The organism is Actinocorallia herbida (genome assembly GCF_003751225.1).
Taxonomy (GTDB): domain Bacteria; phylum Actinomycetota; class Actinomycetes; order Streptosporangiales; family Streptosporangiaceae; genus Actinocorallia; species Actinocorallia herbida.
Genome location: NZ_RJKE01000001.1, coordinates 8,466,512 through 8,482,196, shown reverse-complemented (window position 1 = coordinate 8,482,196; position 15,685 = coordinate 8,466,512). Strand labels below are relative to the sequence as shown.

Genomic DNA, 15,685 nt, shown 5'->3' with positions numbered 1-15,685 from the left:
GGGTTTCCCGCTGCGTAATCGCCTCCTTATTTAGGGACGAACCCCTTCTCACCACACCTTTGGCCGCATGCGGCCACCCGGTCGGGGGTCCGCTGAGGGCCGAGTGGTGTGAGCTTTGGAAGGTACGTCTGGAAATCCCGGCGATCGGAAGGATCAGACATGGGAGCGGACCGTCGCGGCGGGAACATGGCCCAGATGGAGGACCTGGCCCGCCTGTTCTCCCGTCACTCCAAGAACCTCGACGCGCTGATCAACGACCTCAACGGCAGGACCGTCGGGTCGAACGAGATCTGGTGGGGTCCGCGCGCCGACAGGTTCCGGGCCGCCTGGGCCGAGGCCAAGTCGGCGTTCGACAAGATGGCGGTCGCGCTGGAGGAAGGCGCGACCGATGTTCGCCAGTCCGTCCAGAACATCGAGGCCGCGACCCGCTGACGCGGTTCCGGTAGGCACGACGCGCAGGGCTCAGTCGTCGGCCGGGGTCGGGGGAAGCGCGGCCTGGACGGGCACGGGAGTGCCCGCCCGGATCAGCAGACCCCGGCCGACGGGCCCGGTGTAGGCGGCGTTGCGGGGCAGCCGGAGTCCGAACAGTTCCCCGTCGTCGGGGGAGGAGATGCCGAGCAGCAGGCCGGTCCGGTTCTTGCGGGCGTCGGAGAGGAAGCCGCGGTAGCCGCGGCTCAGGTCCTCGGTGTTCCCCGCGATCACGACCGCGTGCTCGCCATCGCGGGCGGCCCGCAGGACGGCCTGGACGGCGTCGCCGAGATCGGTGTCGTCGATCAGCTCCGCGTCGTCGACGAGCAGGGCGAACCTGTGCTCCGGCGCGACGAGTTCGTCGAGTTCCGCCCGGTCCGCGGTCGCGTCCAGCACGCCCAGCACCCCCGGCACGTCCTTCAGCGCGCGCAGGGGCGACCGGCGAGGGGTGAGGACGAGCAGGGGGACGCCCCGGGCGAGCAGGGTCCTCCCGATCGTCTCCAGCGCGCTCGACCGGCCGGAGCGGGTCGGCCCGGCGACGACGAACGAGGGACCCTCCTCCAGCAGGTCGACGCCCAGGGGGCCGAGCGTGTCCCCGCCGGCCCCGACCAGGCACCACAGCGGCCCGGTAGGCGGCCCGGCCGGGTCCAGCGCCAGCGCCTCCTCCGCGGTGATCCGCGCGGGCAGTTCGTCCACCCGCAGCGGGCCCGGCACGACCCGTCCGTAGCGGGCCCGCGCGGCCTCGGCGGCCTCCTGGAGCGCCGCGACCTGGGCGGTGCCCGAGGGGTCCTGGCCGAGCAGCCCGATCTGCGCCTCGATGATCGGTCCGCCGGGGACGGCCCGGAGCGCCCGCCCCGGCGGCATGTGCGCCGGGACCTGGTTCTCCGGGACCCCCGCGTAGCCGTAGTCGGCGGGGTCGCCCATGCGCAGCACGAGACGCCGGTCGAAGACCGTCGCGGCCTGGCCGAGCAGGCCCGACCTGTCGCCCGCGACGACGGCCCGCAGTCCGACCGCGGCGCCCTCCTGGAGCAGCCGCAGCAGCGCGTTGACCAGGCGGCCGTAGTCGTAGTGCTCGAACGCCGCGGTGTAGCCCTCCCAGCGGTCGAGCAGCAGCACCATCCAGGGCAGCCGGTCGCCCGCGGAGACCGTCGCGCGCTGCTCGGCGAGGGTGGCGAACCCGGCGGCCGACAGCAGCCCCTGGCGCCGGGAGACCTCGGCGGTGAGCGCGTTCAGCAGCCGCTCGACCCGGTCGTAGGAGTCGCGGGTGACGACCGCGCCGCAGTGCGGCAGGGCGACGAGCGGGGCGAGGCCGTTGCCGCCGCAGTCGATCGCGTACAGGTGCACGTCATAGGGGGTGGCGGAGGCGGCGAGCGCCCCGGCGAGCGAGCGCAGCGCGGTGGTGCGGCCGGACTGGGCGGCGCCCGCGAGGTACAGGTGGCCGTCGGCCTCCAGGTCGAGGGCGAGCGGCTCGCGGGTCTGCCGCGCGGGCAGGTCGGAGACGCCGAACTCCAGCGGCGGCACCGCGGCGACCGAGCCGCCGGGGGCGGATCGCGGCGACAGCACGACGGCCTCGGGCAGCGGGGTCAGCCAAGGGCTCGGCTGGCGGGCGATCCCGGCCCGCTTGGCCGCCTCGGCGATCGCGGCGACCAGCACCGACAGGTCGGTGGCCTGGCCGTCCTGGTCCTCGGCGGGCTCGGGCAGCGGGTGGCCGAGCTGCGCCCAGGCCAGCGCCTTGGCCTCGGTGGGCCGGGCGGTCGCACCCCGCCGCCCGCCGATCCGCGCCGACTGGACGGCCCACGGGCTCGCCGCGCCGGTGCGGACGAAGCAGCGGCCGGGGGTCGCCTTGGCGATGCGCGCCGCGTCGGGCAGGTCGATGACGTCGGTGGAGTCCTCCGCGTCGGTGACGCGCAGCGCGACCCGCAGGTTGGTGTTGGCCCGGATGTCGGCGGTCACCACTCCGGCGGGCCGCTGGGTGGCGAGGATGAGGTGGACGCCGAGGGACCGGCCGCGCCGTCCGATGTCGACGAGCCCGTCGACGAAGCCGGGCAGTTCGGCGGCCATCGCGGCGAACTCGTCGATGACCAGGACGAGCCGGGCGAGGCCGAGGCCGCCCGCGGCGTGGAAGTCCTCGATGTCCTTGGCGCCCGCGCGGGCCAGCACGTGCTCGCGGCGGCGCAGCTCGGCGGCGAGGGAGTCCAGGGCCCGCGCGGTGAGGCGGCCGTCGAGGTCGGTGACCATGCCGACGGTGTGCGGGAGCGCGGCGCAGTCCTTGAACGCGGCGCCGCCCTTGTAGTCGATGAGCACGAACGTCATCTCGTCGGGGCGGTTGCGCACGGCGAGCGCGGCGATGAGGGTCTGCAGGAGTTCGGACTTGCCCGCGCCGGTGGTCCCGGCGATCAGGCCGTGCGGCCCGTCGGCGGCGAGGTCGATCTCGAAGGGCCCGCCGCCGGTGACGCCGATGGGGACGCGGGTGCCGGGGCCTTCGCGGCGCGCCCAGGAGTCCAGGATCCGCGCGGGCGACGGGTCGGGCATGCCGAGCAGGTCGAGCAGTTTCACCGAGGCGGGGACGGCCTCGGCGGAGTCCTCGCGGGAGACGTCCTTGACGGGGGCGAGGGACCGCGCGAACCGTTCGGCCCAGCCGAGGGGCACCCGGTCGGCGAGGACGGGCCCGGTGTCCTCCAGGCCCCGGCCGCGCAGCCGGACGTGGTCGCCGTCCCAGGCCGCGGCGACGGTGCACTCCTCCGGGAGCAGCCTGTCCTCGTCGTCGAGGCACAGGGCGTAGATGCCGGCTTCGGCGCCGTGCGCGAGGACCTGGGGCATGCCGGGGACGCGGCGCAGCGCGCGGGCCCCGTCGAGGACGAGCAGGACGGCCGGGGCGGGCGGGCCCTCGGGGGCCGTGCCGAAGGCGGGCTGCTTGGCCCGGCGCCGTTCGGTGATCTTGACGGCGAGCTCGGTGACCCGGGCGGCGACGCTCACCGGGTCGTCGCCGATGAGGGCGAGGCATTCCTCGCCGTCGCGGGGGGCGCAGTGGGGGAGCCACCGGGTCCAGTTCCAGTGGGCGCCGCCGGTGCCTCCGGCGGCGAGGCCGTCCGCGGACAGGACGACGATCGCGAGGTCGCGCGGCGTGTGCAGGGCCGCGGCCTGCGCGACGAGCCAGCGCGCGAGGCCGCGGGAGTGCTCGCGCGGCCCGGTGATGCCGACGACGCCGTAGTCGGGGAACGGGAGCGTGACCGGCACGTGCCGGGCGAGCGGGAGCCCGGTGAGGCCGGCCCGGTCCAGGGCCTCGCGGACGTCGTCCTCGTTCCCGCGCAGGTCGACGCGGGCGGGCAGGTCGGCGAGGCCGACGCGCAGGTGCAGCGCGTCGGGGTCGGTGAGGCGGCGCTCCCAGAGCCGCCGCCGCGGCCCGGTGGCGGTGAGCAGGACCTCGGCGGGGTCGGGCGAGGAGGCCCGCCGGTCGCGCTCGTCGGAGCGCCGCAGTTTCTCCAGGTCGCGTGCGAAGAACGCGGACTTCACCTGGTATTCCTTATATGCCTTTTTGTACGATTTCCTGCCGTACAGTCGGTCGCCGATCCATTCGCCCACCAGCATCAGCGGCCACGCGAGCGCGAACAGCGCCCAGTACCACTGCCCGAGCACATAGGCCATGACCAGGCCGAACACCGAGAAGAGCAGTGCGCCGAACAGCCGCAGCCGCTCCCTACCCTGCTTCTCCGGAAGGTGCGGCGCCTTCAGCCGCAGCCTTTCCCGTGCCGGTTCGATCCGCGGCGGACGGTTGAAGGCGAGCCCTTGCGGAAGCGCTTCCAAATGGGTGTCCGGGGCGGCCGAACGGGCCAGTGCGAGCACCGTCGGGCCGACCGCGAGCATGCCTCCCTCGGGCCACTCCCGCTCGTCCCCGGCGGCCCCTTCCAGCGGTTCCCCGTCGAGCGTCGCCGGCACCTCCGCGCGCACCCGCACGCCGTCGCGCCGGACGGTGAGGAACACCCCGGGATGGACCTGCGCGTTGCCGGGGCCGAGCCGGTGCACCCCGCCCGCGTCCCGCCCGCCGACGACCCTGACCTCCACCATCCCCGACGGCTCGGACCGCATCGTGGCCGGGACCATGCGCCCGTCCAGGGTGACGAGGGACCCGTCGGGGAGTTCGCGGGCGGCGGGCGCCGAGGGGTCGAGCATCCTGCCGTCGGCGTAGAAGGGCTGCTGGAGCTGGACGACGTTCGGGGCGAGGGCCTCACCGCGCTCCAGTCCCGACAGGGCGCGCGCCACCGCCGAGACGGGCATGTCGGGGTCGCCGCTCACCAGGACGTCGCGCGATCCGGTCGCGTCAAGGGCCGTCAGGGAGATCCGCACGGACGACAGGGTGGCACACGGACACCGCGCCCGACAGGCGACGGGACGGGAAACCCCGGGAAAACGGACGAGCCGCGCAGCAATGATCATTACGACGGGCAACAGCACTCATGACGAATCTGTCGTCAACGAGGTGTCAGGGTCATTGGAGCCGTCCGGATAATCCTTGTCGAGTGGTGTTTCGGCGGTGCGGAACGGGGTACTGCCTGCGTTCCGGATGGTCCTATGGCCGTAATTTTCTGACGCCCGGTTACGAGACTGCGTCACCTACTCGAATCCATTGACGTGACCTTGTCAAGGCAGACAGCATGGTCGCTCCGGCCGCAATCGGATGTTCGGATACCTCCCCGGAGTCATCACCACGATGAGGACCAGTCAGCAGAGTTCACCGTCGAACGCCACAATCTCGGGCCCGCAGCACGGGCTCGGCTCGGGGCTGGGCGGTTCGGCCGGACGTCGGCTCCCGGTGCCGCCGCGCGAGCGCAAACCGGCGCTCGCGGCGCTCGCCGTCCTGCTCATCCTGGGTGGCGCGCTGGTCAGCGCCTACCTGGTCGTGCAGAGCGGGCAGCGGGTCTCGGCGATCGCTATCGCGAAACCCGTCGCGGCGGGTCAGCCCATCCCCGAGGACGCGCTGGAGGCCGTGACCGTCAGCAACACCGGCCTGGAGTTCCTCAAGTGGAGCGAGCGCCAGAAGGTCGTCGTCGGCACTTTCGCCGCGGTGCCGCTCGTGCCCGGCACCCTGCTCAACAACAACATGATCACCCCGAACGCCGACGTGGCCAAGGGCCGCCTCGTCGTGGGCCTGCTGCTCAAGCCCGGCCAGTACCCCGCGGAGGGGCTGCGGCTCGGCGACCGGCTCGCCCTGTACGCCATGGGCGGCACGGAGAAGAACCCGAAGGCGGTCATGCTGGCCGCCGACGCCGAGGTCCGCGACGTCAGCTCGCCGGGCTCGGAGAGCCGCACGAGCGCCTCGTCCGGCGGCGGCCTGCTCGTCTCGATCGCGGTCCAGCCCGCTCAGGCCCAGGACATCGCGCTCGCCTCGGCGTCCGGCGCCATCGCGGTCGCGATCGTGCCGCCCGGCACCGAGGTGCCGACCGCGCCGGCGGCGCCGGCGAACAAACCGGGGAAGACCCCGAACGGCGGCGGGTGACCGTGGCACTGATCGCTCTTGCCGCGGACAAGGGAGCCCCGGGCGTCACCACGGCGGCGGTGGCACTCGGCGCGGTGTGGCCGCGGCCCGTCCTGGTCGCCGAGTGCGACCCCGCAGGGGGAGACCTCGTCTACCGGCTGCCCGGCGAGCACGGGATGCTCGACCCGGCGCGCGGGATGCTCTCGCTGGCCACCACCGCGCGGCGCGGCCTGCGGCCCGAGCAGATCGCCCCGCACGCCCAGCGGCTGTCCGGCGGCCTCGACGTCCTGGTCGGGGTGTCCAACGCCGAGCAGGCCGCGGGCCTCACCTGGCTGTGGAGCCCCCTGGGCCGGTCCTTCTCGGTGCTGCCCGGCGTCGACGTCCTCGCCGACTGCGGGCGCCTCGCGGCGGGCAGCCCGCTCGTCGAGCTGCTGCGCGAGGCCGACCTGACCGTCCTGTTCACGCACGCCACGCTGGAGCACGTCGCGCACCTGCGCGAGCGGATCACCCAGCTCGCCGCCGACCTGCCCCGCCAGCGCACCCGCATCGGCGTCGTGGTGGTGGCCGACCCGCGCGGCTACCGGGCCGCGATCTCCGAGGTCGAGCGGGTGCTCGCGGCCTCGCGGCTGCCCGCCGTCGTCCTCGGCGGCCTCGCCTACGACCCCAAGGGCGCGCAGATGCTGCGCGGTCAGTGGGGCGGCAGGCTCGACAAGTCGCTGCTCATCCGCTCCGCCCGCGAGCTCGCGGGCAACCTCGTCGCCCGGCCCTCGCTGGAGCACGCCGCGGCCCCGCCGCCGCCCCCGACGGTCACCGCGGCCCCGCCGCAGGAAACCGCCGGGGAACGGGGAAGGGGGCGCTAGATGATGGATCACGTCCTCGTCAAGCGGCTGCGCCAGGAGGTGGGCGACCGGCTCGCCCAGCAGCGCAGGCTCGACGCGGCCTCCGGCCTCACCCCGATGTCGGCCGAGGACGAGCGGCAGTTCGCCCGCGCCCTCATCGCGCAGGTGCTCGAGGAGCACGCCAGGTCCGAGATCGGCATCGGCCGCCGCCCGCCCACCCCGGACGAGGAGGAGGACTACGCGGCGGGCATCCACGCCGCCCTGTTCGGCGTCGGCAGGCTCCAGCCCCTGCTGGAGGACGGCGAGATCGAGAACATCGACGTCAACGGCTGTGACCGGGTCTTCCTGTCCTACGCCGACGGCCGCGAGGTGATGGGCGAGCCCATCGCCGACACCGACGAGGAACTGGTCGAGCTGATCCAGATCCTCGCCGCCTACTCCGGCCTCCAGTCCCGCCCGTTCGACTCGGCCAACCCGCAGCTCGACCTGCGGCTCCCGGACGGCTCCCGGCTCTCGGCCGTCATGGACGTCACCCAGCGGCCCGCGCTGTCCATCCGGCGCGCCCGCCTCGGCAAGGTCTTCCTCACCGACCTCGTCGGCAACGGCACCGTCCCGGCCGACGTGGGCCGCTTCTTCCAGGCCGCGGTCGCCGCCCGCAAGAACATCATGATCTCCGGCGCGACCAACGCGGGGAAGACCACCCTGCTGCGCGCGATCGCCAACGAGATCAGCCCGCACGAGCGCCTCATCACCGTGGAGCGCGCCCTGGAACTGGGCCTCGACCAGTTCCCCGAACTGCACCCGAACGTCGTGGCGTTCGAGCAGCGGCTGTCCAACTCCGAGGGGCAGGGCGCGATCTCCATGGCGGAGCTCGTACGCCGCTCGCTGCGCATGAACCCGTCGCGCGTGATCGTCGGCGAGGTCCTCGGCGACGAGATCGTCACCATGCTCAACGCGATGACCCAGGGCAACGACGGCTCCCTGTCGACCATCCACGCGAACTCCTCGATGGAGGTGTTCAACCGCATCTCCACCTACGCCATCCAGTCGGAGGAGCGGCTGCCCATCGAGGCGACCCACATGCTCATCGCGGGCGCCATCGACTTCGTCGTCTTCATCGACAAGCGCAACGACTACCACCGCGGCGGACGGCTGCGCAGGTACGTCGCCAGCGTCCGGGAGGTCACCGGCTGCGACGGCAGGGTCCTGTCCTCGGAGATCTTCGCGCCGGGTTCCGACGGCGTCGCCAGGCAGCACGCGCCGATCGCGTGCGCCGAGGAGCTCGTCGAGTTCGGCTACGACCAGCGGATGGGGGTCTGGCAGTGATCCTCGGGATCGATGTGCTGTACGCGCTGTTCGCGGGCGGCCTGGCCTGCGCGGGTCTGTGCGCGCTGGTGATGGCGGTGCGCGGCACCCCCGTGAAGCCCGGGCAGACGGCGCGCAAGCGCTCGCGGGAGGACCTGCTGCGCGCGCTCGGCACCCGCACCGGCATCGCCGTCATCGCCGGGTTCGCCGCACTCGTCCTCACCCAGTGGGTGGTGGTCGCGGTCGGCATCGGCCTGCTCGTCCTCGGCTGGGACGCCGTCGCGGGCGGCGCCGCCGAGGAGCGCAGGTCGATGGCCCGGCTCGAGGGCCTCGCCAACTGGGCCGAGTCCCTGCGCGACACGATCGCCGGCGCCGTCGGCCTGGAGCAGGCGATCCCGTCGTCGGTGCGGGCCGCGGCGCCCGCGCTCCAGCCCGCGCTGCGCGCCCTGGTCGACCGGATGCACACCCGGGTGCCGCTGCCCGAGGCGCTGCGCCGCTTCGCCGAGGACCTCGACGACGCCTCCGCCGACCTCATCATCGCCGCGCTCATGCTCAACGCCCGGCTGCGCGGTCCCGGCCTGCGCGAGATGCTCGGCGCGCTCGCCGCGTCGGCCCGCACCGAGCTGGAGATGCGCCGCCGCGTCAACGCCTACCGCGCGATGACCCGGCGCAGCGTCCAGATCGTCGTCGGGTTCTCGGTCGGGTTCGCGCTGCTCGTCTCGGTGTTCAACCCGTCCTACGTCGAGCCGTACAACTCGTTCGTGGGCCAGATCGTGCTCGCCTCGGTCGTCGGGCTGTACGCGCTCGGGTTCTTCTGGCTGCGCAGGCTCGCCAAGTTCCAGGCGCCGGAACGGCTCCTCGGCGCGACCGACGCCGAGCCCGCCGAGACGGGCAGGCCGCTGCGCGGGCGCGCCGCCATGGACGCGGGGGTGGGCCGGTGACCGGGGCGATCCTGACCGGCGCGCTGGTCGGCGCGGGCCTGTTCCTGCTGCTGCGGGCGCTGTTCCCGGCCCGGCGCGGGCTGCGCTCGCTGATGGCCGAGTACGACGAGGTGACCAAGCACGGCGGCGCCGCGGCCAAGGCCGCCAAGGCCGCGGACACGCCCCGTCCATCGCTCACCGAACGGCTCCAGAAAGAGGTCGGCGAGGCCCTCGCGAAGATCATCGAGGACCGGGGCTGGGAGCTGCGCTCGACCCGCGCGGACCTGGCGATCCTCGACCGCGACTACCAGACCTACCTGGCGAGCAAGGTCCTCGCCCCGGCCGTCGCCCTGGCGTTCACGCCGCTGTTCGTCGCGCTGCTCGCCCTCACCGGCGGGGTCAGTCTGATGATCCCGGTCTGGGGCGGCCTGCTGTTCGCGCTCGCCGCGTTCTTCTTCCCCGACCTCCAGCTGCGCCAGGAGGCGGGGGAGGCCCGCGAGGACTTCCGGCACGTCGTCGGCGCGTTCCTCGACCTCGTCTCGATGAACCTCGCGGGCGGCCGGGGCGTGCCGGAGGCGTTGATGACCGCGTCCCAGATCGGCGCGGGCGCGCCCATGCTGGCGATCCGCGAGGCACTGGCCAACGCCCGGATCGTCGGGCAGACACCGTGGCAGGCGCTCGGCGCGCTCGGCGAGCGGATCGCGGTCGCCGAACTCGCCGACCTCGCCTCGGCGCTCGCGCTCGTCGCCGACGACGGCGCCAAGATCCGCCAGTCCCTGTCGGCGCGCGCCGCCTCGATGCGCAGCCGGGAGATCTCCGCGCTGGAAGGCCGCGCGGGCCAGAATTCCCAGACGATGCTCATCGCCCAGCTTTCGTTCTGTCTCGGCTTCCTCGTGTTCCTGCTGTACCCGTCGGCCATGCAGGTCATCTCTTTCTAGGAGCGAACATGAACCCGTTCGGCATGCCCCAGGTCGCCTACCTGCGCACCCATCTCGCGGTCCGGATGGACCGCCTTCGCGACGGCGAGAAGCGCGGCGCCGGCGCGTCGGCCATCGAGTGGGCCATCATCACCGGCCTGCTCGCCGCGATCGCCATCGCCATCGGCGTCACGATCCGCACCGCGATCCAGAACGCCGCGAACCAGATCCCCGCGGCGCCCTGACCGATGCGGGGCGAACGGTCGTACCGGAGACCCGTGCGCGAAGGACCCGCGCGCAAGAGGAGCGCGAAAGGGGCGACCGCGCTGGAGTGGGCGCTGCTCACCCCCGTGATCATCCTCGTGATCCTCATCAGCATCCAGTTCGCCATGGTCTTCCACGCCAACCACATCGCGCTGTCGGCCGCGCAGTCGGGCGCCAGGGCGGCCCGTGTGCTCGGCGCGGACGGCGACTGGCAGGGCGCCGGCATCGCCGCGGCGACGAACTCGGTGAACCAGCTCGGTCCGAACGTGCTCACCGGCGTCGCCGTGACGCCCCTGGGCGACGGGAACTACGACCGTGGCTTCGAGGTGACGGGCACCGCGGTGACCGTCGTGCCGGGGATGACGTTCACCGTCACCAAGCAGGCGGTCGGCGCCGTCGAGTGCTTCCGGCCGGACGTGGGCGAGGCGATGAATTGCGAGGACTGATGGCGCGGCCCGCCGCGCGCGCCCGGGGCAGCATGTCGCTGGAACTCGTGCTGATGACCCCCGTCCTGATCATCCTGTTCCTCTTCCTCGTGCTCGTCGGCCGGCTGGTGAACGTGCAGAGCCAGCTCGACGGCGCGGCGCGGGACGGGGCGCGCGCCGCGACGGTCGCCAGGAACGAGGGGGACGCTCAGACGTTCGCGATCCAGGCCGTCAACGAGTCCATCGCGGGGACCAGCTTCTGCGTCGGCGGGGCGGCGCAGACCGCGGTGGACACCGCGCTGTTCGCGCCGGGCGGTCAGGTCACCGTCACCGTCACCTGCACCACCGATCTGACCGGCCTCGGCCTCGTGCCGTTCGCGGGCGATCCGGTGCGGACGGGCACCGCGTCGGCCCCGGTCGACACCTACCGGCGGATGGATTGAGCCACGAACCCCCGCGAAGCCATCGAAGACGAGTGAGGCATCGGAGATGAAGCGCGACGAGCGCCGTGCGGTCCCGCCCTCCGGGCGGCGGGACCGCGGCACGTTCAGCATGTTCACCGTGCTGTTCACCCCCTCGGTCCTGCTGTTCGCGGGGCTGCTGCTGGACGGCGGCATGGCCATCCACGCCCGCGAACGGGCCCTGGACATCGCCGAGCAGTCGGCCCGCAAGGGCGCGGACCAGATCGACGTCGAGCATCTTCGCGACACCGGCGAGATCATTCTGGACGGCACCGCCTGCGGTGAGGCCGTAGCCTTCGCCGGCAATTTCCCCGGGGGATACGCTGCGGTCTGTAACGAGACGGGCCCCGACGAGGTCACGGTGAACGTCACCACCCAGGTGGAGCCGGTGTTCCTCGGCCTGTTCATCCAGACGAATTTCCAGATCGATGTGAACGCGTCGGCACATCCGGAGGACGGGGCGTAGAAGTGGTCGGAAGGCGGCAACCGGCGAAGGCCCGGCGGAGCGCGGGCGATGTGCTGGTCGGACTGCTGTCGCTGGTGGTGCTCGGGGCGCTGGTGGGAGGGGTCCCCTACGCGCTCGTGCGGTTCGTGGGGTCCCCGCTGCCGGAGGGGCCGCTGGACCTCTCGCTGCTCACCCAGCAGCTCACCGTCGAAGCGGTGCTCGGGTTCATCACGGTGTTCGTGTGGCTCGCGTGGTTCCAGCTCGTGCTGTGCCTCGTGGTGGAGGTCCAGGCCGGCCTGCGCGGGGTGGGCGTGCCGGCGAGGGTGCCGCTCGCCGGGGCCACCCAGGCCGTCGTGCACAAGCTCGTGGTCGCGGTGCTGCTGTTGTTCACCGCGACGACCGCGATCATGCCCGCGTTCACCCAGATCCAGGCGAAGCCGCACCAGCCCGTCGTGGCCGCCTCGCCGGCCGCGCAGCCGGTCGTCGCCGACGGGGTGCGGCTGATGGCCGCGCAGTCGCCCGAGGAGGCGGACGGCGAGACCGCCAAGATCTACAAGGTGCAGCCGCCGCACGGCCGCCACCACGAGAGCCTGTGGGAGATCGCCGAGAAGTGCCTCGGCGACGGCCGCCGCTACAAGGAGATCTTCGAGCTGAACAAGGGCCATGTGCAGCCCGACGGCTCGAAGCTGCGTGAGGCGAGCCTGATCCGGCCCGGCTGGGTGATGGAGATGCCCGCCGACGCCCGCGACACCCTGATCATTCCCAAGACCGAGCTGCGCGACTACTTCCAGCACGGTCACGCGGTGCCCGACCAGGGGTCCCCGTCCCGTCCGGACAAACCCGCCGAGAACCCCCAGCAGGAGGCGCCGCCGCAGCAGCAGAGCCCCAAGCCGCAGGCCCCACCGCAGACTCCGCAGCAGGAGAGCCCGCGGCCCCAGGCTCCGCAGCAGCAGGCCCCGCAGCAGAGCCCGGCCCGGCCGGACGCGCCGGGCACCGTGCACGGGGAGCCCGGCGCGCCCGTCGAGTCGCCGCCCGCCGAGACGGCCGAAGCGCCGTTCCCGTGGCCCGAGGCGCTGGCGGGCTCGTCGCTGCTGGCGGCCGGGGTGCTCACCGCGCTCGGCCGCAGGCGGCGCGCCCAGGTGCTCGCCCGCGAGCCGGGCAAGATGATCGAGCGGCCGGAGGGCGCGGAGGCCCGCGTCGAGCAGGCGCTGCGCCTCGGCGCCGACGCCGAGGGCATCCGGGTCCTCGATCTCGGCCTGCGCAGGCTCTCGCAGGCGCTCGCCGCGCAGGGCCGCACCCTGCCGACGGTCTACGGGCTGCATCTCGGCGCGGAGTCGATGGATCTGTGGATCGCGCCCGCCGACCCGAACCCGCCGGAGCCGTGGCGGGCGCACGACGGCGGCCAGGTGTGGCGGCTGCACACCGCGAGCCTCACCGCCCTGTCGGCGACCGACCTCGCCGACGTGCTCGCGCCCTACCCCGGCCTGATCTCCCTCGGCGTCGGCCAGAACGGCAGGGTGCTCGCCGACCTGGAGGCCGCGCACGGCGTCATCGCGCTGGACGGCCCGCCCGAGCAGCGCAAGGCGGCCCTCGCCGCGGTCGCGGTGGAGCTGGCCACGAGCACCTGGGCCGACCACATGCGGCTGACCCTCGTCGGGTTCGGCCCGGAGCTCGCCGCGCTCGCGCCCGACCGGATCCGGTGCGTCCCGACGCTGGCCGAGGCGCTGCCCGAGCTGGAGTCCCGCACCGCCGAGGTGCGCAGGGCGCTCGCGGCGTCCGGGGCCGACTCGGTGCTCACCGGCCGCTGCCGCGGTGTGTCGGGCGAGGCGTGGATGCCGCACTACCTGGTGATGGCGGACCAGCCGACGAAGGCCGACGCGGCCCGGCTCACCGCGCTCGCCCGCACCGCGCAGCGCCTGTCGGCGGGCTACGTCGTCGCGGGCCATGTCGAGGGCGCCGCCTGGACCTGGACGATCGACGAGGACGGCACGCTCGACGCCGGCGTCCTCGGCTTCCAGGTGGAGGCCCAGCGGATTCCCGAGGCCCAGTACCGCGCGGTGGCCTCGCTGATGCGGACCGCGGGCCGCAAGGAGGGCGTCCGCCTTCCGGAGCTGACGATCGAGCATCCGCCCGCGGCGGAGCCGACCGCGGAGATCCGGGTGCTCGGCGGGATCGCGGTGCGCGCGCCCGGCCCGATGCAGGACACCCGGCGCGACATCTGCACCGAGGTGCTGGTCTACCTCGCCGCCCATCCCGGCGGCGTCCACCCGACGGTGCTGAGCAGCGCGGTCTGGCCGCGCGGGGTGACCGCGGGCGTCCGGGACGCGACGGTGGCGATGGCCGCGGACTGGCTGGGCCGCGACGGCAGGGGCCGCGCGAACCTCTACACCGACGAGCGGGGAAGGCTCCGGCTCGGCTCGGAGGTCTCGGTGGACCTCCAGCAGTTCCAGTACCTCCTGTGGCGGTCGGCGGCGGAGCCCGCGGCGGAGGCCGCCTACCTGTCGCACGCGCTCGAACTCGTCCGGGGACGGCTGCTCGCGCCGCGCCCGCGCGGTCGCTACTCGTGGCTGGCCGCGGACGCGCTGGAGTACGAGACGACCGCTCGCGTCGTGGACGCCGCGCACCGCCTGGCCCAGATCCGCCTCGCCGAACGCGACCCGCACGCCGCGGTCGCCGCGGCCCGCGCCGGCCTGCGCCTCGCCCCCGACGACGAGCTCCTCTGGCGCGACCTCCTGCGTGCCACCGACTCCACCGGCGATCCCGCCGCCCTCCGCGCCGCGCTCAACGAGATCCGCGGTCGCGCCGACCTGGACCAGCTCCACCCGGAGACCGAGTCCCTCATCGACGAACTGACCCCCCAACTCCACGCCCGAGGCGCCTGACCCCGCTCAGCACCGTCGTGCCGCCCGGTCCGCCCCTCGTGGGGTCCGCACCCGGGGCGCCACCGTTCGCGCGGCGCGCCGTCAGGTCGCGCCGTGCGGGTCCGGGGTCGTGGGATCCGCGTGCGAGGAGTCCGGCCCCGGGCGCTTAGGGCGGGGTGGGGGTCATCTGAGGTGGGGGCCGACGCTGTAGCGGCCGGGTTGGGGGTAGAGGGTGAGGTCGGTGTTGGGGACGGGGGCGGTGCGGGTGGGTGCGGCCAGGCGCTGGGCGGCCAGGCCGGTGGGGGTGCGGAGCCAGAGCGTGCGGCCGTCGGCGGAGACCGCGGCGAGGGTGGCGCGGTCGGGGACGGCGACGCGGCGTTGCGGGGCGCCGGAGGGGCCGACGGCGGAGAGCGCGCCGGGGCCCGCGGCGTAGACGACGCGGGCGGAGCGGCCGGGGACGAGCGCGGCGATGCCGTGGCCGAGGCGGACCCGGGCGGTCTCGCGCAAGGTCGCGGCGTCCAGGACGAGCAGGCCGGAGGGCGACGCGCCGTAGAACCGGGCCCCGTCGGGGGAGAGGAGCAGCCGGGTGGGCGCGTCGGACAGCGCGGAGGTGCCGGACATGCCGGTGCGCCAGTCGACGAAGAGCAGGGTGCCGCCGCACGCGGTGACCAGCCGGTCCCCGGCGGCGGTGAAGTCGGCGGCGGCGGTCGGCGCGCAGGGCAGCCGCAGCGCCCGGCGCAGTTCCATCGAGCCGGGGTCGCGGAACTCGACCCGCCGGTCGGTGAGCACCAGCGCGGTGCTGCCGTCGGGGGTGAAGACCAGGTCGCGCGCCCCGGCGAGCCGCCGGACCGGCCCGGCCCGCAGCGTGCGCGGGTCGAGCGGCACCAGCGCGCTGGGCCCGAACGCCCACAGCGTGCGCAGATCCCAGGACGGGACGACCCGGGCGACGGGCGCGGCCAGCCGGATCCGCCGGACCCGGGTCAGGTCCCGCTGGTCCAGGACGGTCACGGTCCGGCCGTACGGCAGGAACAGCCGTGCGGGCAGCGACCGCAGGGGTCCGGCGGTCCCGGGACGGGTCGCGGCGTACACGTCGGCGGGTTCCGGTCCGCGCGGCCGGACCACGGGCGGTCCTCCGGGCAGGTAGGGCGCGGCGGCCCCGAGCACGACGACGGTGCCGTCCGGCCGCCCGCCCGGGGCGAGGGACACGGCACCGCAGCCGGTCAGCGCGGCCGCGGTGAGCGCGAGGGCCGCCGCCTTGTGGAAGCGCACCGGCCGAGGGTACCGAGCCGGTCACCCCCGGTGTTCAT

At 74.2% G+C, this 15,685-nt stretch carries 13 protein-coding genes; 11 read left to right on the top strand and 2 right to left on the bottom strand.

Annotation, left to right across the window (positions count from 1 at the left end; translation table 11 throughout):
* Positions 1–159: 159 nt before the first annotated feature.
* Positions 160–432 carry a WXG100 family type VII secretion target gene (locus EDD29_RS38485; RefSeq protein ID WP_123669104.1) on the top strand — a complete coding sequence of 91 codons (273 nt, stop codon included), beginning with the start codon at positions 160–162 and terminating at the stop codon, positions 430–432.
* 30 nt (positions 433–462) lie between these two features.
* On the opposite strand, the gene EDD29_RS38480 is transcribed toward EDD29_RS38485, so the two are convergent.
* Complete coding sequence (locus tag EDD29_RS38480) at positions 463–4,812, bottom strand: FtsK/SpoIIIE domain-containing protein (protein WP_246053224.1); 4,350 nt, start codon at positions 4,810–4,812, stop codon at positions 463–465.
* A gap of 364 nt (positions 4,813–5,176) precedes the next feature.
* On the opposite strand from EDD29_RS38480, the gene EDD29_RS38475 reads away from it, so the two are divergent.
* Genes EDD29_RS38475 through EDD29_RS38430 form a run of 10 tightly spaced genes read left to right on the top strand, consistent with a single transcriptional unit; the run spans position 5,177 to position 14,399 of the window.
* Positions 5,177–5,962 (top strand): CpaB family protein, encoded by a 786-nt coding sequence (locus tag EDD29_RS38475; RefSeq protein WP_148086238.1) that lies wholly within the window; start codon positions 5,177–5,179, stop codon positions 5,960–5,962.
* Positions 5,959–6,801 carry a hypothetical protein gene (locus EDD29_RS38470; RefSeq protein WP_246053223.1) on the top strand — a complete coding sequence of 281 codons (843 nt, stop codon included), beginning with the start codon at positions 5,959–5,961 and terminating at the stop codon, positions 6,799–6,801. The genes EDD29_RS38475 and EDD29_RS38470 overlap by 4 nt, the downstream gene beginning before the upstream one ends.
* Entirely contained in the window at positions 6,802–8,106 is a 1,305-nt protein-coding gene (locus tag EDD29_RS38465; protein ID WP_246053222.1) for a TadA family conjugal transfer-associated ATPase, read from the top strand.
* Positions 8,103–9,026, top strand: coding sequence for a type II secretion system F family protein (locus EDD29_RS38460; protein WP_246053221.1), 924 nt, complete (start codon positions 8,103–8,105; stop codon positions 9,024–9,026). The genes EDD29_RS38465 and EDD29_RS38460 overlap by 4 nt, the downstream gene beginning before the upstream one ends.
* Positions 9,023–9,943 carry a type II secretion system protein gene (locus tag EDD29_RS38455; protein WP_123669102.1) on the top strand — a complete coding sequence of 307 codons (921 nt, stop codon included), beginning with the start codon at positions 9,023–9,025 and terminating at the stop codon, positions 9,941–9,943. Before EDD29_RS38460 ends, EDD29_RS38455 begins: the two co-directional genes overlap by 4 nt.
* 8 nt (positions 9,944–9,951) lie before the next feature.
* Entirely contained in the window at positions 9,952–10,167 is a 216-nt protein-coding gene (locus EDD29_RS38450) for a hypothetical protein (protein WP_123669101.1), read from the top strand.
* Positions 10,168–10,200: 33 nt separating this feature from the next.
* Positions 10,201–10,632, top strand: a complete 432-nt coding sequence (locus tag EDD29_RS38445; protein WP_246053220.1) for a TadE/TadG family type IV pilus assembly protein — start codon at positions 10,201–10,203, stop codon at positions 10,630–10,632.
* Entirely contained in the window at positions 10,632–11,054 is a 423-nt protein-coding gene (locus EDD29_RS38440; RefSeq protein ID WP_123669099.1) for a TadE/TadG family type IV pilus assembly protein, read from the top strand. The genes EDD29_RS38445 and EDD29_RS38440 overlap by 1 nt, the downstream gene beginning before the upstream one ends.
* A 46-nt stretch (positions 11,055–11,100) precedes the next feature.
* On the top strand, positions 11,101–11,538 hold the full coding sequence (locus tag EDD29_RS38435; RefSeq protein ID WP_123669098.1) for a Tad domain-containing protein: 438 nt from the start codon (positions 11,101–11,103) through the stop codon (positions 11,536–11,538).
* Positions 11,539–11,588: 50 nt separating this feature from the next.
* Positions 11,589–14,399 (top strand): bacterial transcriptional activator domain-containing protein, encoded by a 2,811-nt coding sequence (locus tag EDD29_RS38430; RefSeq protein ID WP_123669097.1) that lies wholly within the window; start codon positions 11,589–11,591, stop codon positions 14,397–14,399.
* 162 nt (positions 14,400–14,561) lie between these two features.
* Here EDD29_RS38430 and EDD29_RS38425 read toward each other — a convergent pair whose 3' ends face one another.
* Positions 14,562–15,647, bottom strand: a complete 1,086-nt coding sequence (locus tag EDD29_RS38425; protein ID WP_123669096.1) for a YncE family protein — start codon at positions 15,645–15,647, stop codon at positions 14,562–14,564.
* Positions 15,648–15,685 lie beyond the last annotated feature (38 nt).